This window comes from Lentzea sp. NBC_00516 (genome assembly GCF_036346835.1).
GTDB lineage: Bacteria > Actinomycetota > Actinomycetes > Mycobacteriales > Pseudonocardiaceae > Lentzea > Lentzea sokolovensis.
On the sequence record NZ_CP107840.1, the window covers coordinates 9,112,374 to 9,136,551 of the forward strand.

The 24,178-nt window shown below is 69.0% G+C and carries 24 protein-coding genes and 2 riboswitches; of the genes, 17 read left to right on the plus strand and 7 right to left on the minus strand.

Annotated features, from left to right (window positions below; genetic code table 11):
- Positions 1 to 1,422 carry a GH1 family beta-glucosidase gene (locus OG205_RS42340; RefSeq protein WP_330273394.1) on the plus strand — a complete coding sequence of 474 codons (1,422 nt, stop codon included), beginning with the start codon at positions 1 to 3 and terminating at the stop codon, positions 1,420 to 1,422.
- A 77-nt stretch (positions 1,423 to 1,499) separates the two neighbouring features.
- On the opposite strand, the gene OG205_RS42345 is transcribed toward OG205_RS42340, so the two are convergent.
- Positions 1,500 to 2,699: an esterase-like activity of phytase family protein gene (locus OG205_RS42345; protein ID WP_330273395.1), complete on the minus strand. Its 1,200-nt coding sequence runs from the start codon at positions 2,697 to 2,699 to the stop codon at positions 1,500 to 1,502.
- A 72-nt stretch (positions 2,700 to 2,771) separates the two neighbouring features.
- Between OG205_RS42345 and OG205_RS42350 the strand changes: the two genes are divergently transcribed.
- The 3 genes from OG205_RS42350 (at position 2,772) to OG205_RS42360 (ending at position 5,639) form a co-directional block, all read left to right on the plus strand.
- A complete protein-coding gene (locus OG205_RS42350) occupies positions 2,772 to 3,794 on the plus strand; it encodes a GNAT family N-acetyltransferase (RefSeq protein WP_330273396.1) in 1,023 nt (340 codons plus the stop codon).
- Between the two features lie 75 nt (positions 3,795 to 3,869).
- Complete coding sequence (locus OG205_RS42355) at positions 3,870 to 4,898, plus strand: LacI family DNA-binding transcriptional regulator (protein WP_442916671.1); 1,029 nt, start codon at positions 3,870 to 3,872, stop codon at positions 4,896 to 4,898.
- 240 nt (positions 4,899 to 5,138) lie between these two features.
- Complete coding sequence (locus OG205_RS42360; protein WP_330273398.1) at positions 5,139 to 5,639, plus strand: hypothetical protein; 501 nt, start codon at positions 5,139 to 5,141, stop codon at positions 5,637 to 5,639.
- 10 nt (positions 5,640 to 5,649) lie between these two features.
- Here OG205_RS42360 and OG205_RS42365 read toward each other — a convergent pair whose 3' ends face one another.
- Positions 5,650 to 6,000 (minus strand): hypothetical protein, encoded by a 351-nt coding sequence (locus tag OG205_RS42365; RefSeq protein ID WP_330273399.1) that lies wholly within the window; start codon positions 5,998 to 6,000, stop codon positions 5,650 to 5,652.
- A 97-nt stretch (positions 6,001 to 6,097) separates the two neighbouring features.
- Here OG205_RS42365 and OG205_RS42370 point away from each other — a divergent pair, with 97 nt between their 5' ends.
- The gene (locus OG205_RS42370) at positions 6,098 to 6,610 is read left to right on the plus strand and encodes a DM13 domain-containing protein (RefSeq protein WP_330273400.1); all 513 of its coding nucleotides are present in this window, start codon (positions 6,098 to 6,100) and stop codon (positions 6,608 to 6,610) included.
- Positions 6,611 to 6,826: 216 nt separating this feature from the next.
- Entirely contained in the window at positions 6,827 to 7,777 is a 951-nt protein-coding gene (locus OG205_RS42375) for an AraC family transcriptional regulator (RefSeq protein ID WP_330273401.1), read from the plus strand.
- Position 7,778: 1 nt separating this feature from the next.
- Here OG205_RS42375 and OG205_RS42380 read toward each other — a convergent pair whose 3' ends face one another.
- From OG205_RS42380 to OG205_RS42395, 4 genes are read right to left on the minus strand one after another with little or no spacing between them, the layout of a single operon-like run.
- A complete protein-coding gene (locus tag OG205_RS42380; protein ID WP_330273402.1) occupies positions 7,779 to 7,907 on the minus strand; it encodes a hypothetical protein in 129 nt (42 codons plus the stop codon).
- A 60-nt stretch (positions 7,908 to 7,967) separates the two neighbouring features.
- Positions 7,968 to 9,995 (minus strand): 3-hydroxyacyl-CoA dehydrogenase NAD-binding domain-containing protein, encoded by a 2,028-nt coding sequence (locus tag OG205_RS42385; protein ID WP_330273403.1) that lies wholly within the window; start codon positions 9,993 to 9,995, stop codon positions 7,968 to 7,970.
- A 3-nt stretch (positions 9,996 to 9,998) separates the two neighbouring features.
- Positions 9,999 to 11,201: an acetyl-CoA C-acetyltransferase gene (locus OG205_RS42390; RefSeq protein ID WP_319977214.1), complete on the minus strand. Its 1,203-nt coding sequence runs from the start codon at positions 11,199 to 11,201 to the stop codon at positions 9,999 to 10,001.
- A gap of 55 nt (positions 11,202 to 11,256) precedes the next feature.
- On the minus strand, positions 11,257 to 11,691 hold the full coding sequence (locus OG205_RS42395) for a GNAT family N-acetyltransferase (RefSeq protein WP_330273404.1): 435 nt from the start codon (positions 11,689 to 11,691) through the stop codon (positions 11,257 to 11,259).
- Between the two features lie 106 nt (positions 11,692 to 11,797).
- Here OG205_RS42395 and OG205_RS42400 point away from each other — a divergent pair, with 106 nt between their 5' ends.
- The 8 genes from OG205_RS42400 to glyA all read left to right on the plus strand — a co-directional run bounded on the left by OG205_RS42400 (position 11,798) and on the right by glyA (position 18,717).
- Entirely contained in the window at positions 11,798 to 12,934 is a 1,137-nt protein-coding gene (locus tag OG205_RS42400; RefSeq protein ID WP_330273405.1) for an acyl-CoA dehydrogenase family protein, read from the plus strand.
- Positions 12,931 to 14,055 carry a CaiB/BaiF CoA transferase family protein gene (locus OG205_RS42405; RefSeq protein ID WP_330273406.1) on the plus strand — a complete coding sequence of 375 codons (1,125 nt, stop codon included), beginning with the start codon at positions 12,931 to 12,933 and terminating at the stop codon, positions 14,053 to 14,055. Before OG205_RS42400 ends, OG205_RS42405 begins: the two co-directional genes overlap by 4 nt.
- Positions 14,056 to 14,392: 337 nt before the next feature.
- Entirely contained in the window at positions 14,393 to 14,572 is a 180-nt protein-coding gene (locus OG205_RS42410; protein ID WP_330273407.1) for a hypothetical protein, read from the plus strand.
- Positions 14,573 to 14,736: 164 nt separating this feature from the next.
- Positions 14,737 to 15,228: a transcriptional regulator gene (locus OG205_RS42415; RefSeq protein ID WP_090012227.1), complete on the plus strand. Its 492-nt coding sequence runs from the start codon at positions 14,737 to 14,739 to the stop codon at positions 15,226 to 15,228.
- 93 nt (positions 15,229 to 15,321) lie between these two features.
- Positions 15,322 to 15,702 (plus strand): hypothetical protein, encoded by a 381-nt coding sequence (locus OG205_RS42420; RefSeq protein WP_330273408.1) that lies wholly within the window; start codon positions 15,322 to 15,324, stop codon positions 15,700 to 15,702.
- 14 nt (positions 15,703 to 15,716) lie between these two features.
- On the plus strand, positions 15,717 to 16,019 hold the full coding sequence (locus OG205_RS42425) for a DUF3817 domain-containing protein (RefSeq protein ID WP_093597120.1): 303 nt from the start codon (positions 15,717 to 15,719) through the stop codon (positions 16,017 to 16,019).
- 45 nt (positions 16,020 to 16,064) lie between these two features.
- A riboswitch (glycine riboswitch) is annotated at positions 16,065 to 16,155 on the plus strand.
- A gap of 1 nt (position 16,156) precedes the next feature.
- Positions 16,157 to 16,244, plus strand: a riboswitch (glycine riboswitch).
- A gap of 99 nt (positions 16,245 to 16,343) precedes the next feature.
- Complete coding sequence (gene gcvT, locus OG205_RS42430; protein WP_330273409.1) at positions 16,344 to 17,438, plus strand: glycine cleavage system aminomethyltransferase GcvT; 1,095 nt, start codon at positions 16,344 to 16,346, stop codon at positions 17,436 to 17,438.
- Positions 17,439 to 17,451: 13 nt separating this feature from the next.
- Positions 17,452 to 18,717: a serine hydroxymethyltransferase gene (gene glyA / locus OG205_RS42435; RefSeq protein ID WP_319977207.1), complete on the plus strand. Its 1,266-nt coding sequence runs from the start codon at positions 17,452 to 17,454 to the stop codon at positions 18,715 to 18,717.
- 166 nt (positions 18,718 to 18,883) lie between these two features.
- Here glyA and OG205_RS42440 read toward each other — a convergent pair whose 3' ends face one another.
- The gene (locus OG205_RS42440; protein ID WP_330273410.1) at positions 18,884 to 19,555 is read right to left on the minus strand and encodes a COG4315 family predicted lipoprotein; all 672 of its coding nucleotides are present in this window, start codon (positions 19,553 to 19,555) and stop codon (positions 18,884 to 18,886) included.
- Positions 19,556 to 19,715: 160 nt separating this feature from the next.
- Here OG205_RS42440 and OG205_RS42445 point away from each other — a divergent pair, with 160 nt between their 5' ends.
- From OG205_RS42445 to OG205_RS42455, 3 genes are all read left to right on the plus strand, one after another.
- The gene (locus OG205_RS42445; protein ID WP_330278357.1) at positions 19,716 to 20,942 is read left to right on the plus strand and encodes a cyclopropane-fatty-acyl-phospholipid synthase family protein; all 1,227 of its coding nucleotides are present in this window, start codon (positions 19,716 to 19,718) and stop codon (positions 20,940 to 20,942) included.
- Positions 20,939 to 21,709 carry a DUF1295 domain-containing protein gene (locus tag OG205_RS42450; protein ID WP_330273411.1) on the plus strand — a complete coding sequence of 257 codons (771 nt, stop codon included), beginning with the start codon at positions 20,939 to 20,941 and terminating at the stop codon, positions 21,707 to 21,709. Before OG205_RS42445 ends, OG205_RS42450 begins: the two co-directional genes overlap by 4 nt.
- A 406-nt stretch (positions 21,710 to 22,115) precedes the next feature.
- Positions 22,116 to 24,164, plus strand: a complete 2,049-nt coding sequence (locus tag OG205_RS42455; protein ID WP_330273412.1) for a S9 family peptidase — start codon at positions 22,116 to 22,118, stop codon at positions 24,162 to 24,164.
- The last annotated feature ends 14 nt before the right edge of the window (positions 24,165 to 24,178 follow it).

The window sequence follows — 24,178 nt, forward strand, 5'->3', positions numbered from 1 at the left end:
ATGACGACCGACTCGGACGTCGAGGTCGGGCGGGATGTGCTGACCTTCCCGCCGGACTTCCTCTGGGGAGCGGCGACCGCGGCGTTCCAGATCGAAGGCGCGACCACCGCGGACGGTCGCGGCGCCTCGATCTGGGACACGTTCGCCGCGACGCCCGGCAAGGTGCTGGCCGGCGACACGGGAGACCCGGCCTGCGATCACTACCACCGCTATCAGTCCGATGTGGACCTGATGGAGTCCCTCGGGCTCGCCTCGTACCGGTTCTCCGTCGCGTGGCCGCGGATCCAGCCCAGCGGCAGCGGCCAGGTCGAGGAGCGCGGGCTCGCGTTCTACGACCGGCTGGTGGACTCGTTGCTGGAGAAGAACATCCAGCCGCTGGCGACGCTGTACCACTGGGACCTGCCGCAGGTCCTGGAGGACTTCGGCGGCTGGCGCAACCGCGACACCGCCTACCGCTTCGCCGAGTACGCGGCCATCGTGCACGAACGGCTCGGCGACCGCGTGCAGGCCTGGACGACGCTGAACGAGCCGTGGGTCTCGGCGTTCCTGGGCTACGGCAACGGAATCCACGCGCCGGGCATCACCGACGCGACGGCGTCCCTGGAGGCGGCGCACCACCTGCTGCTGGCCCACGGGCTCGCCACGCAGGCGTTGCGCGCGCAGGCACCCGACTCGCACCGGCTCTCGATCGTGCTGAACTTCAGCACCATCTGGGGCGACAGCGACTCGGAGGCGTCGAAGGAGGCCGTGCGCAAGGTCGACGGCCTGCAGAACCGCATCCTGCTCGACCCGGTCCTGGGCCGCGGCTACCCGCTCGACGTCCTGCAGGACACGTCGTGGCTGGGCGACTGGACGAACGTGGTGCGCGACGGGGACATGGAGACCATCGCGACCCCGATCGACTGGATCGGCGTGAACTACTACAACCCGACCCGCGTCGCCCCCGCCGATCCCGACTTCGTGCCGGCCGGTCCGCACGCGGGACTGCGCGGCGTGGCGTTGCAGCCGCCGCAGGGCGAGCTCACGGGGTTCGGGTGGGAGCAGAACGCCGACGCGTTCACCGAACTGCTGGTGCGCCTCTCCCGTGATGCGGGCGGCGTGCCGCTGGTGGTCACGGAGAACGGGTCCGCGTTCCCGGACGTCGTCGACCCCTCAGGCCAGGTGCACGACGTGCAGCGGAAGAAGTACCTGGTGGACCACGTTCGCGCGGTGCACAGGGCGATCTCCGAAGGCGCCGACATCCGCGGCTACCTCGCGTGGTCGCTGCTCGACAACTTCGAGTGGGCGGCCGGATATTCGCAGCGGTTCGGCATCGTGCACGTCGACTTCGAGACGCAGCAGCGAACCGTGAAGGAGAGCGCGGCCGCGTTGTCCCGGATCATCGGGCAGAACGGGCTTCCCGCGCACGGCTACACCGTTTAGCCGACAGGACGGGCCGAGGGGGCCTCAGCGCTCTCACCTGCGGATACTTGTGTCCACAGGTGAGAGCGCTCTCTCGTTTAGCGCCTGCGGAGGACCCTGGGGTCGGCGTGCAGGTTCTCGGCGAGCTTGATGGTGATGAACTCGTTGTCGTCCGGCTTGCCGGGCGTGCGGCCCGACGACGACGGGAAGTTGTTGTCGTTGAGCACCGCGATCGTGCGGTCGTCGAGGATCGTGACGTCCTCGATCGTGACGAACGGGAACTTGAACGGGTCCGCCTGCCCGCCGACGTGCTTCGGGTTGGCGAGGTTAAGCAGGTCGGCGACCACGGTCTTGTCGAGCTTGCCGTCCTTGTTCTTGTCACGCTTGTCCGCGAGATAGACGCGCTTCACGATCGCGTCGGCGCCCTGCGCGCTGTCCCGTTCGATGATCAGCAGCCGGTTGGCGTCGACCGCGATGGCGTCGCCGATGGCGAAGTTCGGGTCCTCCAGCTGGTACTTCCACGTCGTGCCGGTGAACGAGTTGGACGCGATGTCGAACTCGTTGAGGCGCAGCGTGCCCGGCGTGTCACCGGCGACGGTGCCCTCCAGCAGCGCGTTGATCCTCTTGCCGTCCGGGGAGAGCGTGATGCCCTCGAAGCCCTTGCTGCCGCCCAGGTTCGGGTTGCCGGCGGGGTTCTCCGGAGCCCGCACGCCCGGCAGCGGCGCGGGTGGGGCGAGCAGACGGCCCGCGCGGTCGAAGTGCAGCAGGTACGGGCCGAACTCGTCGCCCATCCAGTAGCTGCCGTCGGCGCCTCGGGTGACCGACTCGATGTCGATGTCGGCGCCGGTGATCACCCGGTCCTGCCTGGTCAGCGGGAACGGGATGTGGCCGTTCGGGTCGGTCAGCGTGATGCCGCCGACGACGTCGACCCTGCCCGTTGTGAAGTCCGGCGCGATGCGGTTGATGCGCAGGAGCCAGTCCGCGCTGTTGGCCTTGGTGCCGTAGCCGTTGTCGGAAATGGCGTCGAACGTGCCGTCGCTGTTGCGGACGAGGCCGCTGAAGCCCTGGATCGGCTGGTCCTCGAAGGGCGGCGTGACCCCGTTGATCGGGGCCGTTCCCAGTGCCGCGCCGCTCGGTTCGCTGCCGGGCAGGAAGGTCAGCGCCGGGAGGAAGGCGAAGTTCGTCAGCGTGGCCTGCCGGGGAGGCTTCTGGCCGGCCGTGGCGGGAGCGGCGCTGGTGGGCGTGGCCAGTGCCGTGACGGTGAGCAAAGTGAGGCCTACGGCCAGTGTTCTCCTCATGCGGCGACCCTATGAGAATCGTTTTACCCGTGGTTCGCCTCGCGGCAACAACTTCCATGAACTCTTGACGTCATGACGACGACCTGGCGCCTGCGCTTCGAACTCAGCGACAGCCCCGGCGCGCTCGCGCGTGTCACCGTCCGGCTGGCCGCCGCCGACTGCAACGTTCTCGCCCTGCACGTGATCCCCGTCCCCGGCGGGGTGCTGGACGAGATCGTCGTGCGGGCAGCGGCCGGCGTGCTCCCCGCCGACCTCGTCGAGGCCGTGCGCAGCGAGGGCGCCAAGTGCGTCGGGATCACCAGGGCCGACGTCCGGGATCTCGTGGACGAACCGACCGCCGTGCTGCGAGCGGCCCGGATGGCGCTGACCGACCCGGACCAGACCGGGGAGGCGCTCCGTCAGGTGCTGGCCGCCGACTCCGTCACGGTGGGCGAGGCCGGCGACGGCCAGGTCCAGTTGGGAGAGTGGGCGGCCCGGCGCGGCTGGGCCCGGTTCACCCAGGTCGAACTCACCCGCGCCCAGGCGTTGCTGGACCTCGTGGACGCGCCGGCGCCGTCGATGCGAGCACTGCTCACCGATGACGGCGCGGCACTGGTCCTGCGCCCCGGTTCCGCCTCCGACGAGGACGCCGTCGCGGGCCTGCACGCCCGCAGTTCGATGCGGACGATGTTCAACCGCTACCACTCCGGCATGCGCACCGTGCCCCGCCGCTGGCTGCACCGCCTGCTCAGCCCGCCCCGCGGCACCACGATCGTCGGCCAGTGCGGTGACCAGGTCGTGGCGCTCGGTCAGCTCATCCACACCGGCACACCGGACTGCGCCGAGGTCTCGCTGTTGGTCGAGGACGCCTGGCAACGCCGGGGTGTGGGCGCGGCCCTGCTCGACGCGCTGGCGGCGGACGCCCGCGCCGCCGGATTCTCGGAGCTCGTGGCGTGGTGCCTGCCCTCGGAGACCGCTCTCGTCCGGACCGCCGCCCGCGCCGGGCTCGCCACCACGACACGCCGGGAGGACGGTCTGCTGAGGGTGTCGATCACGCCACGCGCGCGTGCTCTGAAGACGCCGATCACGACGGACGTCGCCGAAAAAACACGTTGATCAGCGCGGAGACCCTCCTCGGAGATCGCTTGGGGCTAAGCTGCTTAGCGACTCAAAGGTTTTCATCGAGGAGTGGTGGTGCTCGTGTCCAACCACGCGCGTCCGACGTTGGAAGACGTTGCCGCGAGGGCAGGGGTTTCCCGCGCCACGGCGTCACGAGTGCTGAACGCGTCGCCGCGGGTCAGCCCGGAAGCGCTGGAGGCGGTCAACGCGGCCGTGTCGGCACTGGGCTACCAGCCGAACCGCGCCGCGAGGGCGTTGGTCACCCGCCGCACCGGCGCCGTGGCCGTGCTGTTCTCCGAGCCCGAGCCCAAGATCTTCGATGACCCGCACTTCGCGCGCCTGATCCGTGCGGGCGCGCGTGCACTGGCCGACGTCGACGTGCAGATGGTGCTGATGCTGGTGCACTCGCCGGACGATCAGGCCCGTGCGCACCGGTTCCTGGCCGGCGGCCACGTCGACGGTGCCCTGGTGTTCGCACCGCACCGCAACGACGAGGTCGTCTCCGTCGTGAAGAAGCTGCCGCTGCCGGTGGTCTACGCGGGCAAGCCCTGGGGGTCGTTGCGGGGGATGCACCTCGTGGACAACGACAACGAGGGCGGCGCCGTTCTCGCCACCGAGCACCTGAAGTCGCTGGGGCGCAAGAAGATCGTCCACGTCTCCGGCCCGTTGGACGAGCTGTCCGCCATAGATCGGCTGAACGGGTTCAAGTCCGCCATGTCGTTGGACGACAAGGGGACCGCCCGGCTCACCGAGGACGGCGGGTTCACCCGCGAGGGCGGGCGGAAGGCCATGTCCTCGTTGCTGGCCAGGGTTCCCGCGCTGGACGCCGTGTTCGTGGCCTCCGACCTCATGGCCGCGGGTGCGCTGGAGTCGTTGCACGAAGCCGGGAAGCGCGTTCCCGAAGACGTCGCCGTCGTCGGGTTCGACGATCACGTGACCATCGCCGAGCACACCTCGCCGCCGCTGACCTCGGTGCGGCAGGACTCGGACGAGCAGGTCAAGCACATGGTCGAGCACCTGATGAAGCTGCTCAGGGACGAGACCGTGAAGCGCAAGCAGCAGATGCTGCCCACCGTGCTGGTGCGGCGCGAGTCCGCCTGAAAGTCCTGACCCCGTCGCGCACGACGATCAACGCGTGCGCGACGGAGTGCTGGGATTAGGCCGTGTCCTGCAGGTCCGTTCGATGAGAGTCACGGTCGAGAGACCCGGAGGCGGTGCCGCCGGAGCGCCCTCATACCGGGCGTATTCGGGCGTTCCGGCGGTGCCGCCTCCGGGGCCCTCGGCCGCGACTATCGCGGACGAGACTTGCAGGACACGGCCTAGCCGCCCAGGTTCTTGCAGGTGGGCGGCGGCAGCGGGTTCAGCGGGCTGCACGGCCAGCCGGACGAGGACGGTGGCGCCGTCGTCGTCTGCGCCGGTGGGGGCGGGGCCTCGGCCGGGTTCGTCGCGGCCGGCGGCGGGGTGGTCTTCTTCGGCGTCTGCTGGGTGCTCGGGGTCGAGCTGCTCGGGCTCGATGACGCGCTGCTGCTGTTCGCGGCCGAGCTCTCCGTCGAGCTCGGCGCGGTGCCGGGGGTGGACGAGATCCAGGTGGACGCAGGCGGTCTGCCCGGCGGTTCTTCGCCGGCCGCCCCGTGGATCGCCATGCCTACCAGCACGCCGAGCAACGCTGACCCGAGCACAGCGGAACCACCTGCGGCCCACAGTGCGCGCACAGCAGTCCTCCTCGTCAATGCTCACGGTGTGAAGTCAGGCGATCACGCTCTTCGGCAGATTACCGGGTGGCCCGGTCGCAGGAGAACGCTCGCCTGGATGCCTTATCGGCTCCTTGACGGCCCCGGTTGAGTGATCGCCGTCACTGATCCGTTATCCGGGCGAGCACCAAACTGGCCCCGGCAAGGCCTGCCACCAGCACGGTTCCGGTCAGATGCCACGTCGGAGCGTCACCCGAGCAGGTGAACACGTCGGTGAAGCGTTCCGAGGAGCAGGTGACGAACGGGACCGAGGAGAGGGCGATCGAGGAGGCCGCCACCCCGCCCAGCAGCGCCGAGCCGAACGTGCGCATCAGCGGGAACGCGGCGTTGGCCGTGCCCACCGCCGCGATGGCGAAGAGGAGCGGTACGGGTCTCGGGAACAGGCCTGTCAGCGCGCAGCCGACCATCAGGACGCCGAGCACGGCCTGGCCGATCCTCGCCTGTGTCGCCACGGCAGGGACCCTAACAACTCCGTAAGCTCTTTTCGGTCCGGTTTGGGCCAGTATTTTCGGTATGCGTCATCGCCGATTCCTGATTCCCGTGTCAGTTTTGCTCGTCGTCGCGCTCGGGGTCGGGTTGTACCTGTTCCAGCCGTGGAGGCTGCTCACGGTTCGCGAAACGAACGACGCGTTGCTCGTGCCCGCCGCGCCGACTTCCACGTCTGTCTCAACGCCTGTATCAGTGCCTGTCTCCACATCCGTCCCGGTGCCCGCCGAAACGGCGAAAGAGGTCGCGGCGGGACAGTGGCGCTCTCTTGAGCACGCGACCACGGGTAAGGCGAGCCTCATCAGGCTGCCGGGTGGCGGGCATTCGGTCCAGTTCGCCGCGTTGAACACGAGCGATGGCCCTGACCTCTACGTTTACCTGTCGCCGCACGCGTCGGGCTCGTCGGAGAAGACGTTCGGGCAGGGATTCACGAGCCTCGGCAAGCTGAAGGGGAATCGTGGCGACCAGGTGTACGAAATTCCTTCCGGCGTGGATGTTTCCGGCATTCGGAGTGTCGTGATCTGGTGCCAGCGGTTCAGTGCGGGCTTCGCTGTAGCGCCACTGGAACAAGCCTGAAACATCGGCCTCCTGGCTGCTCTCTTCGCACTATTGACTTTCTTGGTCTAGACCACATAGCGTTAACGTCAACGAACACAACATCGTCCCTTGCCGATGGGCGTGCGGAAGCCCCGTTGGCAAGGAGTACGGCTCACTGGGTGGGCCCACGGCGGCGGTGACGCGACTCCTGCTCTCCCGGAGCCGCGTCACCGCCTGTGGCGTTTACTGTGGTTCGTGCACACCAGGACCGTGGCGATCCACTACGTGCGTGCGGCGCTCCGCGCGTGCCCGGAGCCGTCCGTTGTCCTGCACGGCGCGGGCATCCCCTCAAGCCTTCTCGCGGACGATCGTGCGCGCGTGACTCCCGCGCAGTACACGAAGTTCATCCAGACGCTCTGGGAAGTCCTCGACGACGAGTTCATGGGCTTCGGGCCACGGCCGTCGAAGCGCGGCACGTTCGCCATGATGTGCCTGCTCGCCGTGCACTGCCCGGACCTCGAGTCGGCCCTCGAACGCGGGCTCGCCTTCTACGCGCTCTTCGACGACCCGCTGGAGCTGTCGCTCGACGACGGCCGCTTCACGCTCCACATCCCCGGCGACCCCGACCACTTCCTCACCGAGTCGCTGCTCGTGCTGTGGCACCGGTTCTCGTCGTGGCTCATCGGCCGCCGGATTCCGTTGCAGGGCGCCGAGTTCGGTTATCCGGAACCCGCGCACGCCGCCGAGTACCACCTGATCTTCGGCTGTCCGCTGCGGTTCGACGCGGACGCCACCACGATCGCGTTCGACCCGAAGTTCCTGCGCATGCCGGTCGTGCAGGACGAGGCGGCGCTCAAGCGGTTCCTGCGGCACTCGCCGGCGGAGTTGTTGTCGCGCCGGGACCACGGCGCGGACACGGCGGGACACGTGCGGCGGTTGCTCGGGCGCGGGGTGTCCGGGCTGGAGGCCGTGGCGGCGCAGCTCGGGGTGTCGGCACCGACGTTGCGCAGGAGGCTGGCGGGCGAGGGGACGTCGTTCCGCGAGGTGCGCGAGCAGTTGCTGCGCGACCAGGCGGTGGCGTCGCTGGTGCGGGGCGGGGAGTCGGTGGAGGAACTGGCGCTGCGCCTCGGGTTCTCCGAGGCGAGCGCCTTCCACCGGGCCTTCAAACGCTGGACCGGCTCGTCTCCCGGCTCCTACCGGGCCTGACTCACCAGTCCCAGGCGTCGCCGACGGCGACCGTGTCGGTGGCCGGCAACAACGTGTCGATCGACGCGGGACCCGCCAGCGCCAGCATCGCGGCCGCGGCGGACACCATCGCAACGAAGAATTTTCTCATGTGAAAGAGAATGCGGCCGCCACGAGGACGGCCGCAAGCACTCCAAAACGTCCCAAAAGGTCAGAACCTGTCGCGCTCCCGCAGCGAGGCGGGCGGCCGGAACCGCTCCCCGTACGTGTCGGCGAGGTAGTCCGCGCGCTCCACGAACGCCTGCACGCCGTAGGAGTTGATGAACTGCAGCGTGCCACCGCTCCACGGCGCGAAGCCGAACCCGAAGATCGAGCCGATGTTCGCGTCCGCCACGGACGTCAGCACGCCCTCGTCCAGGCACCGCACGGTCTCCAGCGACTGCACGAACAGCAGCCGGTCGCGCACGTCCTGCTCGGACACCCCGGCGTCGGCCTTCGCGTACCGGGTGGTGAGCTCGGGCCAGAGGAACTTCCTGCCGCCCTCCGGGTACTCGTAGAAGCCCGCGCCCGTCGACTTTCCGCTACGCCCCAAGGACACCAGCTCGCGGATGAGGTCGTACGCCGGGCTCTCCGACACCAGCGACGGGTCGTCGGCGACGGTCTGGTCGTGGATCTTCAGCTGCAACGACAGCGTCACCTCGTCCGACACCGCCAGCGGGCCGACCGCCATGCCGGACTTCTTCGCCACGTTCTCGATCAACGCCGGTGACACGCCCTCGGCCAGCATCGAGATCGCCTCGATCACGTACGTGCCGAACGTCCGCGAGGTGTAGAAACCGCGCGAGTCGTTGACCACGATCGGCGTCTTCCCGATCTGCCGCACGTAGTCCAGCGCGCGCTGCAGCGTCTCCTCGGACGTCTTCTCGCCGCGGATGATCTCCACCAGCCGCATCTTCGGCACCGGCGAGAAGAAGTGCAGGCCGATGAACCGCTCCGGCGCCGTCACCGCCGACGCGAGGCCGGTGATCGGCAGCGTCGAGGTGTTGGACGCGATCACCGCGTCCGGCAACGCCTTCGCCTCCGCGGCGGGCAGCACCTTGTTCTTGAGCTCGCGGTTCTCGAACACGGCCTCGATGATCAGGTCGCAGCCCGCGAGGTCGTCGTCGGAGTCGGTCGGCGTGATGCCTTCCAGGCCCTGAGCGCCCTTCTGGGCACCTGCGAGGCTGACGTCCTTCAGGACCACCTCGATACCGGCCTTCGCGGACACCTCGGCGATTCCAGCGCCCATCATGCCCGCGCCCAGCACGCCCAGCTTGGCCACGCGCTGTCCCGTCGCGGACGCGCGGCCGTTGACCTCGTTGAGGTTGAACCAGAACGCCGTGATCATGTTCTTGGAGACCTGACCGGAGGCCAGTTCCACGAAGTAGCGGCCCTCGATCTGGAGTGCCGTGTCGAAGTCGACGTAGGCGCCCTCCACGGCCGTCGCCATGATCTTCTCCGGCGCCGGGTACACGCCGTGCGACTTCTTGCTCAGCACGGCGGGGGCCGCGGCGAGGAGGCCGTAACTGTTGGGGTCGCCGAACTTCAGGTCCGGCACGCCCGCGCCCTGCACGTCCCACGGCTGCGTCGGCGCCGGGTTCGCCAGGATCCACGCGCTGGCCTCGGAGATCAGCTCCTCGCGGGTGTCCACGACCTGGTGCACGATTCCGGCCTGCAGCGCGCGTTCCGGCCGCAGCTGCTTGCCCTCCATGAGCAACGGCAACGCCTTCTGCACGCCCAGCAGGCGCACCATGCGCGTGACGCCACCGCCGCCGGGCAGCAGACCGAGCGTCGCCTCGGGCAGGCCGACGCGGATGCTGTTGTCGTTCAGCACGATCCGGCGGTGCGAGGCCAGTGCGATCTCGAACCCGCCGCCGAGCGCGGTCCCGTTGATCGCCGCCACGACCGGCTTGCCGAGCTTCTCCAGCCGGCGCAGCTGCGACTTGAGCTCCTCGACGCCTTCCAGCGCCTGCGAGGCGTTCTCCGGCGTGATCGCGATCAGCACGTTGAGGTCGCCGCCCGCGAAGAACGTCTTCTTGGCGGATGTGATGATCACGCCGGTGATCTCGTCGCCCTCGAGCTTCGAGACGGCGTCGCCCATCAGCTCGCGGTACTCGTCGTTCATCACGTTGGCGGAGCCGGACATGTCCATCGTCAGGGTGACGATGCCGTCCTCGCCCTTGTCGTAGTGGAACGGCATGCCTCAGACCCTCTCGATGATCGTCGCGATACCCATGCCGCCGCCCACGCACAACGTGGCCAGGCCGCGGCGCAGGTCCCGGCGCTCCAGCTCGTCCAGCAGCGTGCCCAGGATCATGCAGCCGGTGGCGCCCAGCGGGTGGCCCAGCGCGATCGCGCCGCCGTTGACGTTGACCTTGTCCTCGGGGATGTCCATGTCCCGCAGGAACTTCAGCACGACCGACGAGAACGCCTCGTTGACCTCGAACAGGTCGATGTCCTCGACCGAGAGGCCAGCCTTGTCCAGCGCCTTGCGCGCGGACGGTGCCGGTCCGGTGAGCATGATCGTCGGCTCGGTGCCCACGACGGCGACGGAGACGATCCGGGCGCGCGGGGTCAGGCCGAGAGCCTTGCCCGTGGCCGCGGAGCCGATCAGCATCGCCGCGGCGCCGTCGACGATCTGCGAGGAGTTGCCCGGGGTGTGCACGTGGCTGATGCGCTCGACGGTGGGGTAGCGGTCGATCGCGACGGTGTCGTAGCCGAGGTCGCCGTGGAACTGGAAGCTGGGCTTGAGCCTTCCGAGAGACTCCACAGTGGACTCGGGACGGATCGTCTCGTCCTCCTTGAGCACCACCGTGCCGTTCTGGTCGACGACCGGCACCACGGACCGCTCGAACCGGCCGTCCTTCTGCGCCTCGAACGCGCGGGCGTGCGACCGGGCGGCCCACGCGTCGACGTCCGTGCGGGAGAAGCCCTCCAGTGTCGCGATCAGGTCGGCCGACACGCCCTGCGGCACGAACGACAGGTCGAAGTTCGTCGCGGGGTCGATCGCCCACGCGCCGCCGTCCGAGCCCATCGGCACGCGCGACATCGACTCGACGCCACCCGCGACCACCAGGTCCTCGAACCCGGACGCGACCTTGGCCGCGGCGAGGTTCACCGACTCGAGGCCCGACGCGCAGAACCGGTTGAGCTGCACCCCGGCCGGGCGCTGGTCCCATCCGGCGGCCAGCACGGCGGTGCGGGCGATGTCTCCGCCCTGCTCACCGAGCGGGGACACCACGCCGAACACGACGTCGTCCACCGCGGAGGTGTCGAGAGAGTTGCGTTCGGACAGCGCGCGCAGCACACCGGCGGCCAGATCGACGGGCTTCACGCTGTGCAGCGATCCGCGCTTCCCCTTGCCGCGCGGCGTGCGCACCGCGTCGAAGATCAAGGCTTCGCTCATGACACCACGCTAGGCCCGCGCGCAGGGGCTGGCCATGACCGTGAAGGGTGACCGATTAGCTCACCCGGAACTCCATGTGCTCCGGTTCTTCGGCGTCGACGAAACCCAGGCGTTCGTAGAGGCGGCGAGCAGGCAGGTTGTGGTCGTACACCTGCAGTCGCACGACCTTCCAGCCTTCCTCGGCCGCCCACGCCTGCACCGTTCTGACCAGCGCCTCGCCGACGCCCCGGCCGCGGTGGGAGTCGCGCACCCACATCGAGTAGAGGTAGAGGCCCTCTGGCCGCGCGGTGGCGGCGACCAGGGCGACGGGACGGGCGTCGAGCGCGACGAGTTTCAGGCCCTCCGCCGCGCGGTCACGCCACTCGTTCTCGGTGTACGTCTGCTCGCGCGCCAGGGTGGAGCCGAACTCCTCGGGGTCGCTGGCCAGCGCGTCCAGGCGGGTGTCGCGCCAGAGCTCCCACTCGTCCGGCATGACCTGGTGGATCTGCATACGAGGCAGTCTGGACGACCGGGGTGGGAATTTCGCTCAGTTTTTCGGGCCCGTGCAGGCGCGGCGGTCATGGCGTGGATCACCGCCCGGTGGTTACGTGGACCGCATGGCAGAGCGTCGATCGCGGTGGATGGACAGCGACCTGGACCAGTTGCGCCAGCTCGCCCGCACGTTCATGGAGAAGGAGGTCGCGCCGCACCAGGAACGCTTCGCCGAGCAGAAGCAGGTCGACCGCGACCTGTGGCGCAAGGCCGGTGAGCTCGGGCTGCTGTGCATCAGCATCCCCGAGGAGTACGGAGGCGGTGGCGGCACGTTCGCCCACGAGGCCGTGTTGCTGGAGGAACAGGCACGGGCCGGCGACAGCTCGTGGGGCAACAGCGTGCACAGCGGCATCGTGGCGCACTACCTCAACTCCTACGGCTCCGAGGAGCAGAAGCAGCGCTGGCTGCCCAAGCTCGCGTCCGGCGAGTACGTCGGCGCGATCGCGATGACCGAACCCGGTGCGGGCTCCGACCTGCAGGGCATCCGGACGAAGGCCGTCAGGGACGGCGACGAGTACGTCATCAACGGCTCGAAGACGTTCATCACGAACGGCGTGCACGCCGATCTGGTGATCGTCGTGGCCAAGACCGACCCGGCCCAGGGTGCGCAGGGCATCTCGCTGCTCGTCGTGGAGAACGACATCCGGCGCGGCCGCGTGCTCGACAAGGTCGGCATGAAGGGCCAGGACACCGCCGAGCTGTTCTTCGACGACGTCCGGGTGCCCGCCTCCAACCTCCTGGGCGACCAGGAAGGCCTCGGCTTCGTCCAGCTGATGCACCAGTTGCCGCAGGAACGCCTGATCATCGGCGTCTGCTGCATCGCGGGCATCGAGGCGGCCGTCGACGTGACGCTCAAGTACGTGAAGGAGCGCACGGCGTTCGGCAAGGAGCTGATGAAGTTCCAGAACACCCGCTTCAAGCTCGCCGAGTGCGCCACCGAAGCAGCTGTGACCAGGGCGTTCATCGACGAGTGCGTCGAGAAGCACCTTCGCGGTGAGTTGGACATCCCCACGGCCGCGATGGCGAAGTGGTGGGCCAGTGACCGGTTGGGCAAGGTCGTCGACGAGTGCGTGCAGCTCTTCGGCGGCTACGGCTACATGAACGAGTACCCGATCGCACGTGCCTGGTCCGACGCCCGCGTCCAGCGGATCTACGGCGGCACGAACGAGATCATGAAGGAAATCATCGCGAGGTCCCTGTGACCGGGCCCCTCGCAGGTCTGAAAGTCGTCGAGCTCGCCGGTCTCGCACCCGCGCCGTTCGGTGCCATGGTGCTGGCCGACCTCGGCGCCGACGTGATCCAGGTGCACAAGCCGGGGAGCGTGCAGACGATCCCCGGCGACTTCCTCGGCCGCAACCGGCGCTCGGTCGCGATCGACACCCGCACGCCAGAGGGTGCTGAGCTGGTTCTCGGGCTGGTCGAGCGTTCGGACGTGCTGATCGAGGGTTTCCGGCCGGGCGTGACCGAACGGCTGGGCATCGGGCCCGCGCAGTGCCTCGCCCGCAACCCGCGCCTTGTATATGGACGCATGACCGGCTGGGGCCAGGACGGGCCGCTCGCCGACCGCGCCGGCCACGACATCAACTACATCGCCGTCGCGGGCGCGCTGGAGCCGCTGGGACGTGCCGGGGGGCCTCCGTCGTTCCCGATCAACCTCCTGGGCGACTTCGGCGGGGGAGGGCTGCTGCTGGCGCTGGGCGTGCTCGCCGCACTGTACGAACGGGAGCGCTCCGGACGCGGCCAGGTCGTGGACGCCGCGATGGTCGACGGGGCGGCGTTGCTGACCACGTTCCTGCACGGGATGCGGTCAGCGGGCATGTGGTCGGGCGGGCGCGGCGAGAACATGCTCGACGGTGGAGTGCCGTTCTACGACGTCTACGAGGCCGCCGACGGGCAGTACGTGGCGGTGGGCGCACTGGAGGAGAGGTTCTACGCCGACCTGGTGCGCGTGCTGGGCCTGGAGGACGCGCCCTCGCGCAACGACCCGGCGAACTGGCCTGAGCTGCGGGAACGCATCGCGGCTGCGGTGAAGACCCGGTCGCGGGACGAGTGGGCGGACCTCGCGCGGGACACGGACGCCTGCCTGGCTCCGGTGCTGACCCCCGCCGAAGCGGCACGGCATCCGTACAACGAGGCGCGTGCCGCGTTCGTCGACGTGGCCGGTGCTCCGCACCCGGCGCCGGCGCCCCGGTTCGACCGCACTCCCGCGGCGGTTCCGACGGCCCCGGTTCCCGTCGGGGTGAACACCGGGGAAGTGCTTGCCGACATGGGTGTGGCGGACGGCCGAATTATGGAACTGCGGCGGTCTGGAGTAATTGGATGAATGCTCGGGTGCGCATTAATAGCGCCACGAAGGCGTGACGGTGCGTGATGGGGTGAGTTCGGCATCCGGGTGAGCCCCGGTGCAACAGTCTCTCTTCCAAGCTGTGGGATGCGAGGGAGCCCGTGTTCACCTCGTGCCCAGGACATCGGCGCTGTTGAGGCCTGTCTTTAGCCGCCATTCGGGTGACGTTGGCCGTCGTGCAGGCGTGCGTCGCTGGTGGATCCTGGGACGAGTTGGGCGTGGTCGTTGTTCATCGCAAGGGTGAATGAGGGACCATGACGGGTGACACGGGCGGTCCGCCGCCTGACCGGTGAACCACACGGACGGAGAGGTACCTGTGAACCTCAAGAAGGTGCTAGTGCTGGCGGGCGTCGCGCTGGTGCTGTTCCTCCTGATCACCCGGCCAGAAGAGTCCGCTTCGGCGGTCCAGACGGCTCTCGGCTGGCTGCGGGACGGCGCGGAGTCGATCATCACCTTCGTCAGGAGCCTCTTCGGCACGGCCACCCCTCTCAACTAGTGACGTTCGGTGATCCTCGGCCGTCTGCGTTGAGCCGGATGGGTGGAATGAGGCCAATCACGCACTGGTAACGGGTGTTCTGGGGATTCAGGGTCTGGCGATTGTCAGACCTACCGAATACCTTCCGCTGCAATGGCCGATCCCCGACCGACGAGGAGGCACATATGGTCGAGGACTCCGGGGTCCACGAGCTGTTGCAGCAGTGGGCGGCTGAACGGTCTGACGACGCAGAGATGCAGGAGGTGAACCGGATCAAGAACGCGTGGCTCGCGGAGGCTCCCCCCTCGGCGCCAGGCATCCCCGTGCAGCGGGGAGGCAGGAGTGGGTCGCGTGGCTTGGTCAAGGTCGACTCGGCGGATCCGGCCTACGTGGCCGCGATGCGCAAGCGGGCGCCGGAGGCACCCGAGGCACTGCTCGCCGCCGCGGCGAGCTACTGGCAGCTGGTGGGCGACGTCGCCGAAGCCGAGCAGTGGTGGGACGCGGGCATCAGCCCGTTGGACCAGCGCGCGCTCGACTACCGCGCGGCCGGCCTGTCTCCTGCCGATCTCGGGAGGCGCCTGGGACCGATGACGGTTCTCCAGCACCTTCGTCGTGGCTCCGCCGCGGCCTGGTGCGTTGCTCGTCTGCAGAGGCAGCGCCGAGACGGCGTGGCGTAGTGGACCGGGCTGTCGGAGGCGGCAGCCCCACATCCATGCACCCCTCACGGGCGGCCTCCGGTGCGGAGGCCTCACCCAAGTAGTGTGGAGGTCGTGCGCGGCCTCCTTACTCCCCAACGGTTGCTGATCGCGTTCGCCTGTCTGGCGGCGTTGGTCGCCTGTTGCGGACTCGCCTGGTGGCAGTGGCAGCGCTTCGAGTCCGCCAGCGGCACGTTCCAGAACCTCGGGTACGTGCTCCAGTGGCCGCTCTTCGGCCTCTTCCCCCTCTTCATGGTGTGGCGGTTCCGTCGTTTGGCGCGCCAGAACCGTGACGCGGATCTCGCACCCGAGCCGGTTGCGGCCGTCCCGAAGCCGATGGCTACCGTTGACGCCGTCAAACCCGCGCCTGTCGAGCACTTCGACGACGAAGAAGACGCGGAGCTCGCGGCCTACAACCGCATGCTCGCGAACCTCAACGCGCGGGACGGTCGTTGAGCGAAGGCGGGCAGATGAAGGGTGCGTTGACCCGGTTCAGGGTCATGGCTTACGTGGTCGGAGTCTTCCTTCTGCTCCTGGTCGTGGCCATGGTGCTCAAGTACGCCGCGGACATGGGCGGCGCGATGAAGGTCGTCGGCCCGATCCACGGCTTCCTCTACGCCATCTACCTGGTGATTTCCGTCGACCTGGCGCTCAAGCTGCGCTGGTCGATCAAGGGCACCCTGCTGGTGCTGCTCGCCGGCACGGTCCCGTTCCTGTCGTTCTGGGCGGAGCGCAAGGTGGTCGAGAAGACGGCGCAGGGCGTGCCGCTGTGACGTTTGGCCTGCTAGCGTCTGGGGCTACCAACTGAACACGGCCGTCGATGTCGCGCGGAAGAGACCCCTCCAGCAGGGGCGCCGAAGGAGCAATCCCTCCCCGGAATCTCTCAGGCACAGGTACCGCGCGACGAAGGCAACTCTGGAAAGCAGGCTGCTCGGCAGCCTCGCCCACGGTGCAAGCCACTTCGGTGGTGAAGCTCTCAGGCTCATGACAGAGGGGGAGGCTCGCTCTAGTGAGGAGTCTCCGATGGACCGTGTCATTCTTCTGATGCCTCAGCCGGCCGCGTCCGGCTCTTCGGCGCACCCTGGAGGAGCGTTCTGATGTCCCGCCTCACGCCTCTGAACGCCGAGCACGAGCAGCTCGGCGCGATGTTCACCGACTTCGCGGGCTGGCGGATGCCGCTGCGCTACTCGTCCGAGCTCGCCGAGCACCACGCGGTGCGCACCACCGCGGGCCTGTTCGACCTCACGCACATGGGTGAGATCGTCCTGACCGGACCGCAGGCGGGCGAGGCCCTCGACTACGCGCTGGTCGGCCACATCTCCGCGCTGGCCGTCGGCAAGGCCCGCTACACGATGATCACCCAGGCCGACGGCGGCGTGCTCGACGACCTGATCGTGTACCGCCTGGGCGACCAGGAGTTCATGGTCGTCGCGAACGCCTCCAACGCTCTTGTCGTCGCCGAGGCCCTCGTCGAGCGCGCCGCCGGTTTCGACACCGTCGTCACCGACAGGTCGACCGACTACGCGTTGATCGCGATCCAGGGCCCGAAGTCGGTCGAGATCCTGTCCGGCCTGACCGAGACGGATCTGGCGTCAGTCAAGTACTACGCCTCGTACCCTTCCACCGTGGCCGGGGTCGACGCGTTGCTCGCGCGCACGGGTTACACGGGTGAGGAGGGCTTCGAGCTCTTCGTCGCTCCCGCCGACGCGCCGGCCGTCTGGGCCGCGCTGCTGTCCACCGGCGAGGCGCACGAACTCAAGCCGTGCGGTCTCGGCTGCCGCGACACGTTGCGTCTCGAAGCCGGAATGCCCTTGTACGGCAACGAACTCACGACGTCGCTGACGCCGTACAACGCGAATCTGGGCCGGGTCGTGAAGCTCGACAAGCCCGGCGACTTCGTCGGCCGCGACGCGCTGGCCAAGGTCGCCGAGTCCGGGGTGGACTCGGTCCTGGTCGGACTGAAGACCCCCGAGCGCCGCGCCCCGCGCCACGGTTACGCGGTGCTCAACGGCGACGAGGTCGTGGGCGAGGTGACGTCGGGCGCGTTGTCCCCGACCCTCGGCTACTCCGTCGCCATGGCCTACGTGTCGCGGGCCAGTGCCGAGCCCGGCACCTCACTGCTGGTCGACGTCCGCGGCAAGAAGCAGCCGGTCGAGGTCGTCGCACTTCCGTTCTACAAGCGCGCCAAGTAGGGAGATTCTCCAGATGTCCGACCAGTTCAACGCTTCCCTCGCGGAGTACGACCCCGAGGTCGCCGAAGCCGTTGCGGCCGAGTTGGCGCGCCAGCAGGGCACTCTCGAGATGATCGCCTCGGAGAACTTCACGCCCGTGTCGGTGTTGCAGGCGCAGGGTTCGGTGCTGACCAACAAGTACGCCGAGGGCTACCCCGGTCGTCGCTACTACGGCGGCTGCGAGCACGTGGACGTCGTCGAGCGTCTCGCCATCGAGCGCATCAAGTCGCTCTTCGGCGCGGGCTTCGCGAACGTCCAGCCGCACTCGGGCGCGCAGGCCAACGCGGCCGCGATGTTCGCGTTGCTCCAGCCCGGCGACACGATCCTGGGCCTGGACCTCGCGCACGGCGGTCACCTGACGCACGGCATGCGCATCAACTTCTCCGGCAAGCTCTACAACGTCGTGCCGTACCACGTCGCGGACTCCGACGGCCGCGTCGACATGGCCGAGGTCGAGCGCCTGGCGACCGAGCACCGCCCGAAGCTGATCGTCGCCGGCTGGTCCGCGTACCCGCGCCAGCTGGACTTCGCCGAGTTCCGCCGCATCGCGGACTCGGTCGACGCCTACCTGATGGTCGACATGGCGCACTTCGCCGGCCTCGTCGCCGCCGACCTGCACCCGTCGCCCGTGCCGCACGCGCACGTCACGACGACCACGACCCACAAGACCCTCGGCGGTCCCCGTGGCGGCGTGATCCTGTCGAACGACGCCGACATCGCGAAGAAGATCAACTCGGCGGTGTTCCCCGGCCAGCAGGGCGGTCCGCTGGAGCACGTCATCGCGGCGAAGGCCGTGGCGTTCAAGCACGCCGCCTCGCCGGAGTTCGCCGACCGTCAGCGTCGCACGCTCGAGGGTTCGCGGATCCTGGCCGAGCGGCTGTCGCAGGCGGACGTCGCCGCGGCCGGAGTGAAGGTGCTGACCGGGGGCACCGACGTGCACCTGGTCCTCGTCGACCTGGTCGACTCCGAGCTGGACGGCAAGCAGGCCGAGGACGTGCTGCACCAGATCGGCATCACGGTCAACCGCAACGCCGTTCCGAACGACCCGCGTCCGCCGATGGTGACGTCCGGTCTGCGGATCGGTACGCCGGCACTGGCCACCCGCGGGTTCGGCGAGGTGGACTTCATCGAGGTCGCCGACGTGATCGCGGAGGCCCTCAAGCCGGGCGCGGCGATCGACGAACTGCGTGCGCGCGTTGAGGTTCTGGCGGCGAAGCACCCGCTGTACTCCACGCTCTGATCACCAAAGCCGAAGGGGCGCCACCGGAGATTCGGTGGCGCCCCTTCGGCTTTGGTGACCCTGGAGCGAAACGACGGGAACCCCGGCCCCTTCCCCAGGGCCGGGGTTTCACCGTGTCAGGGTGTTGTGTGTCTCAGATGGACCGTCCTAACGGGATGCGGTGGGGTTACGCAGCCGGAGCCGTCACACCAGGCGGGAGGCACTCGACGTTGCGCTTTCCGTTGGGCTGGATCACGTACCACGTGCCGCCGATGCCCTGGCCGGCCCACTTGCCCGGCGCCGGGTCCTTCGAATACGTGTAGAGGGCCCAGCCGTCGATGGCGACCTGCTTCTTGCCGTCAGCGCGGGTGATCAGCGAGACCAGCTTCGAGTCGACGCCTTCCAGCTGCGGGATCGTGTCCGCGAAGAGCGGCGGCCACGTCACGGCGCACTGGTCGTTGCAGTTGGACTTGCCTTCAGGCTTCGGGACGTCCTTGTCGAAGCGGTAAAGGGTGCGGCCATCGCCGTCCTGGACGACCTGGCCCATCTTGTCCACGCTCTTGCCGACCAGCCTCAACGTGCTGACCGGTGCTGCTGCGGGGGGCTGCGCCGCAGGGGGCTGCGCTGCCGGAACTTCCGGGGCCTGCTGCTGAACTGGGGCTTCGGGGGCCTGTGCGGGCTCCTGGAGTACCGGGGGCTGACCCACGTCGCCGTAGTCACCGAGGACGCCCAGATCGGTTTCGGTTTGTGCCACCGGCTTGGAGTTCGTGCCACTGCCAGTGGCGCTCCAGACACCCAGACCCAGCACAACTGCCAGTCCCGCGGCGAGCCCGATGGCAATGCGGTTACGTCGGATCACACTCATGTCCTCCTCGTCCATCCGTTCGCTCTATCCAGGCCATACGGCCGGGGTTGCGTCTCGGTTCAGAAACGAACCGAACCTCGTCCTGTCTCGAACGTCTGGCGGAGCCAGGTCACGCAGGAGGTGCAGGGTGGTCGTCGCTGGTCAGCTGGCGGGAATGGCCGAAAGGGTGCTGGGCGCGCCGTTGCCAATCGGATTTCGAGCCTGGGACGGAAGTGCGGCCGGGCCGCAGGACGGCACGGTGCTCGTGATCCGCTCCCGCGACGCGTTGCGCAGGCTCGTCTGGAGTCCGAACGAGCTGGGACTCGCCCGCGCGTACGTGAGCGGTGAGCTCGACGTCGAGGGCGATCTCGCGACCGGTCTCTCGCAGATCTGGGGGCTCGTGCGGCGGGGAGTGACCCGGCGGCCCCGGCTCTCGGAGGTCGCGAAACTCGCATTGCGACTGAAAGTGCTGGGGCCGAACCCGGACGCGCCGAAGGAGGAGGCGCGGCTGCGGGGCGCGCTGCACACGAAGAGCCGCGACCGTGACGCCATTTCGCATCACTACGATCTGAGCAACGACTTCTACCGGCTCGTGCTCGATCCGAGCATGGCCTACTCGTGTGCGTACTTCACGTCCGAGGACGAGTCGGTCGCGCAGGCGCAGCACAACAAGCTGGACCTCGTGTGCCGCAAGCTCGACCTGAGGCCGGGCATGCGCCTGCTCGACGTCGGCTGCGGATGGGGTTCGATGATCATCCACGCCGCGAAGCACTACGGCGTGCACGCGACCGGCGTGACGATCTCCGCCCAGCAACGCGCGCACATCCTCGGACGCATCGAGGCCGAGGGGCTGGCCGGTCGCGTCGAGGTGCGGTTGCAGGACTACCGCGAGGTGAGCGGCGAACCGTTCGACGCGATCTCCACGATCGAGATGGGCGAGCACGTCGGCGAGAGCAACTACCCCGAGTACGCCTCGACGCTGCACCGGTTGCTCAAGCCAGAGGGACGCCTGCTGCTGCAGCAGATGTCGCGCGGCCACAACGCGCCCGGCGGCGGAGCGTTCATCGAGTCGTACGTCGCGCCGGACATGCACATGCGCCCGGTCAGTGCCACCACCGGCTTCCTCGAAGGCGCCGGCCTGGAGATCCGTGACGTGCACGCGTTGCGCGAGCACTACGTTTGGACCGTGCGGGCATGGGCGCAAACGCTCGAAGAGCGGTGGGACGAGGTCGTCGCCCTGGTCGGCGAAGGACAGGCGCGGGTCTGGCGGCTGTACCTCGCGGGCGCCGCGCTGACGTTCGAGGAGGGCAGGATGGGCGTGGATCAGATCCTCGCGGTGCACAGGAGCGAGAACGGCCGCAGCGGCATGCCGCGCGTACGTCGTGAGCTGGTGGCCCGATGAGCTTCCTGATCAGCTTCGTCGTGGTCTTGCTGTTGCTCAGCGGCCTGTTCCTGTACGCGGACTCCCGCAAACGCTACGACCTGATCGACTCCGTGTGGGGCCCGGGATTCGCCGTGATCGCGGTGATCACGCTCCTGTTCGCGGAGGGCGAACCAACTCGGCAGTGGGTGGTCACCGCGCTCACCGTGGTGTGGGGCGTACGCCTGGGCGTGCACATCCACTCCCGCAACCGCGGCAAGGACGAAGACCCGCGCTACCAGGACATCTTGAGGCGTGCCAAGGGAAACCCGCGCCTGCGGATGTACCGCGTCTACCTGCTCCAGGCCGTGCTCATGTGGATCGTGTCGCTGCCTGTCCAGGCCGCACAGCACCTTTCGGCCCCTTTCGGAGTGCTAGATTGGGTGGGCACTGGCGTGTGGACGGTCGGCTTCGTCTTCGAGGCCGTAGGTGACTGGCAGCTCTCCCGGTTCCGTGCGGACCCGGCGAACAAGGGCGCTGTGATGGACCGCGGATTGTGGCGCTACACAAGGCATCCGAACTACTTCGGCGACTCGGTCGTGTGGTGGGGCCTGTACCTCTTCGCACTGCACTCGTGGCTCGCCGCGCTCACGATCATCGGCCCGGTGATCATGACGTGGCTGCTCGCGAAGGGCAGCGGCAAACCGTTGCTGGAGAAGGACATCGTGTCGCGCCGCCCCGGCTACGCCGAGTACGTGCGACGCACCAGCGGCTTCTTTCCGTTGCCTCCCAAGAGCAAGGTGGGTTAGGCGGCAGACCGGGCGCGGCGTCCGTCCGTGCTGGGGCGAGACATTTCGCTCGGCGCGGTCGGCGTCAGGCTCGCCGCTGCGTTCCGCAACGGCGCCTGCCGCCCGCCGTTGGCTCGCGGCGCACGCGACTCGTGTGTGGCGTGCCGTTGGCTTGCTTCGTCGACCCGCGACCCGCGCCGCTGACCGCACCCGCCACCCACTGCCCACGCCCCGCGCCGTTGATCCGCAGCCGTCACCCGTCCGTGCCTCGCACCGTCCGCCCGTAACCCGCACCACTGCGGCGCGGACAGGAGGCCGCAGCGCACGCCCAGCCGCGGCGCTCACAACCCCCTCCCGGTCTGTATCGCGCCAGGCAGTGCACGTCACAGCCCCCGTGCGGCACGCGTGCGCGGGTTAGTGTTGGTGGGTGGGCAATGACATCTCCTTCCCGCGCCAACAGGCGCGCACCCAGCGGTTCACCGTCGGCGCACCGAGGACCTTCGCGGTGTCGGCGGACGGCGGACGTGTCTTCTTCCTGCGCCCGGCCACGGCCACAAGCCGTGCGAACGGGCTCTGGGAGCTGAACACGACCACCGGCGTCGAACGGCTGCTCGCCGACCCGGCGACGCTGCTGTCCGATCCGGAGGACCTGCCCGCGGAGGAGAAGGCACGCCGCGAGCGCACGCGTGAGTCCGGCGCGGGCATCGTCGGCTACGCCCTCTCCCGGGACGCCTCGGTGGCCTCGTTCGCGCTGTCCGGGCGTCTGTTCGTGGCCGACCTGACGGACGGCGCCGTCCGTGAGCTGCCGACGCGCGGTGGCGTCATCGACCCGCGTGTTGACCCGACGGGCCGGCGCGTGGCGTACGTCACGCACGGCACTCTGCGGGTGGTCGAGCTGTCCTCTGGCGAGGACTACGCCGTCGCCGAGCCGGACGGCGAGGACGTGACGTTCGGCCTGGCCGAGTTCATCGCGGCCGAGGAGATGTCGCGCTACCGCGGTTACTGGTGGGAGCCGAACGGTGACCGCCTCATCGTCGCGCGCGTGAACAACGCCGAGGTGCAGCGCTGGTACATCGCCGACCCGGCGAACCCCGCCACCGCGGCCACCGAGATCGCCTACCCGGCGGCGGGCACGACCAACGCGGCGGTGTCGCTGCACGTCGTGTCGCTGGACAGCACCTTCGTGCCGGTCCTGCTCGACTTCGACTACCTCAACGACGTGCACTGGTCGTCCGGCGGCGCCCCGCTGATCACCACGCAGACCCGCGACCAGCGCACCCGCAAGATCTACACGCTGGCCCCCGAGACCGGCGCCGTCACCGAGCTCGCGGCCGAGACCGACCCGACGTGGCTCGAGGTCACCGACGGCGCTCCTGCCTGGACGCCGGACGGCCGCCTCGTGCGGATCGTGGAAGAGGGCGACGAGTACGCGCTCCGTGTGGGCGACGACGTCCTGACCTCCGGCCTCCAGGTGCGCCGGGTGCTCGACATCGCCGACGACTCGATCCTCATCACCGCCTCCGCCGACGACCCGACGCAGGTGCACGTCTACTCCGTCGGCGGGACCGTCGAGCAACTGTCCTCTGAGGACGGTGTGCACTCCGCGGTTCGGGGCGGTGACACGGTTGTCCTCGTATCGGCCACTTTGGACACTTTCGGTGCGCGGGCCCGCGTCGGCGACCGCGTCATCGAGTCGTGGGCGGACACCCCCGTCCTCAAGGCGTCCCCGCGCATGCTGACCCTCGGTGAACGTTCCCTCCGCGCCGCCCTGCTGCTGCCCACCGGCCACGTCGCCGGCACCAAGCTCCCGGTGCTGATGGACCCGTACGGCGGCCCGCACGCCCAGCGCGTCGTCTCGGCCCAGAACGCCTTCCTGGCCTCGCAGTGGCTGGCGGACCAGGGGTTCGCGGTCATCGTCGCCGACGGCCGCGGCACCCCGGGCCGAGGCCTCGCCTGGGAACGCGCGATCGCGTTCGACTTCGCCGGCGCCACCCTCGAGGACCAGGTCGACGCCCTCCACGCGGCCGCCGCGATCGAGCCGGACCTGGACCTCACGCGAGTGGCGATCCGAGGCTGGTCCTACGGCGGCTACCTGAGCGCCCTCGCGGTCCTGCGCCGCCCGGACGTCTTCCACGCGGGCATCGCGGGCGCCCCGGTGACCGACTGGCGCCTCTACGACACCCACTACACCGAGCGCTACCTCGGCCACCCGGACGACAAGCCCGAGGTCTACGAGTCGAACTCGCTCATCGCCGACGCGGACAAGCTCTCCCGCCCGTTGATGATCATCCACGGCCTGGCGGACGACAACGTGGTGGCGGCCCACACCCTGCGCCTGTCCAACGCCCTGCTGGCCGCCGGCCGCCCGCACACCGTGCTGCCGCTGTCCGGCGTCACCCACATGACCCCGCAGGAACAGGTGGCGGAGAACCTGCTCCTCCTGCAGGTCGACTTCCTCAAGCGGTCACTCGCCTAGGGGACAAGCGAAAG

Bases quoted from the DNA above. Each gene is read 5' to 3' on its own strand.
- OG205_RS42340 (WP_330273394.1), top strand. From the start codon at position 1: ATGACGACCGACTCGGACGTCGAGGTCGGGCGGGATGTGCTGACCTTC.
- OG205_RS42345 (WP_330273395.1), bottom strand. From the start codon at position 2,699: ATGAGGAGAACACTGGCCGTAGGCCTCACTTTGCTCACCGTCACGGCA.
- OG205_RS42350 (WP_330273396.1), top strand. From the start codon at position 2,772: ATGACGACGACCTGGCGCCTGCGCTTCGAACTCAGCGACAGCCCCGGC.
- OG205_RS42380 (WP_330273402.1), bottom strand. From the start codon at position 7,907: ATGAGAAAATTCTTCGTTGCGATGGTGTCCGCCGCGGCCGCGATGCTG.
- OG205_RS42385 (WP_330273403.1), bottom strand. From the start codon at position 9,995: ATGCCGTTCCACTACGACAAGGGCGAGGACGGCATCGTCACCCTGACG.
- OG205_RS42390 (WP_319977214.1), bottom strand. From the start codon at position 11,201: ATGAGCGAAGCCTTGATCTTCGACGCGGTGCGCACGCCGCGCGGCAAG.
- OG205_RS42395 (WP_330273404.1), bottom strand. From the start codon at position 11,691: ATGCAGATCCACCAGGTCATGCCGGACGAGTGGGAGCTCTGGCGCGAC.
- OG205_RS42400 (WP_330273405.1), top strand. From the start codon at position 11,798: ATGGCAGAGCGTCGATCGCGGTGGATGGACAGCGACCTGGACCAGTTG.
- OG205_RS42415 (WP_090012227.1), top strand. From the start codon at position 14,737: ATGGTCGAGGACTCCGGGGTCCACGAGCTGTTGCAGCAGTGGGCGGCT.
- OG205_RS42425 (WP_093597120.1), top strand. From the start codon at position 15,717: ATGAAGGGTGCGTTGACCCGGTTCAGGGTCATGGCTTACGTGGTCGGA.
- gcvT (WP_330273409.1), top strand. From the start codon at position 16,344: ATGTCCCGCCTCACGCCTCTGAACGCCGAGCACGAGCAGCTCGGCGCG.
- glyA (WP_319977207.1), top strand. From the start codon at position 17,452: ATGTCCGACCAGTTCAACGCTTCCCTCGCGGAGTACGACCCCGAGGTC.
- OG205_RS42445 (WP_330278357.1), top strand. From the start codon at position 19,716: ATGGCCGAAAGGGTGCTGGGCGCGCCGTTGCCAATCGGATTTCGAGCC.
- OG205_RS42450 (WP_330273411.1), top strand. From the start codon at position 20,939: ATGAGCTTCCTGATCAGCTTCGTCGTGGTCTTGCTGTTGCTCAGCGGC.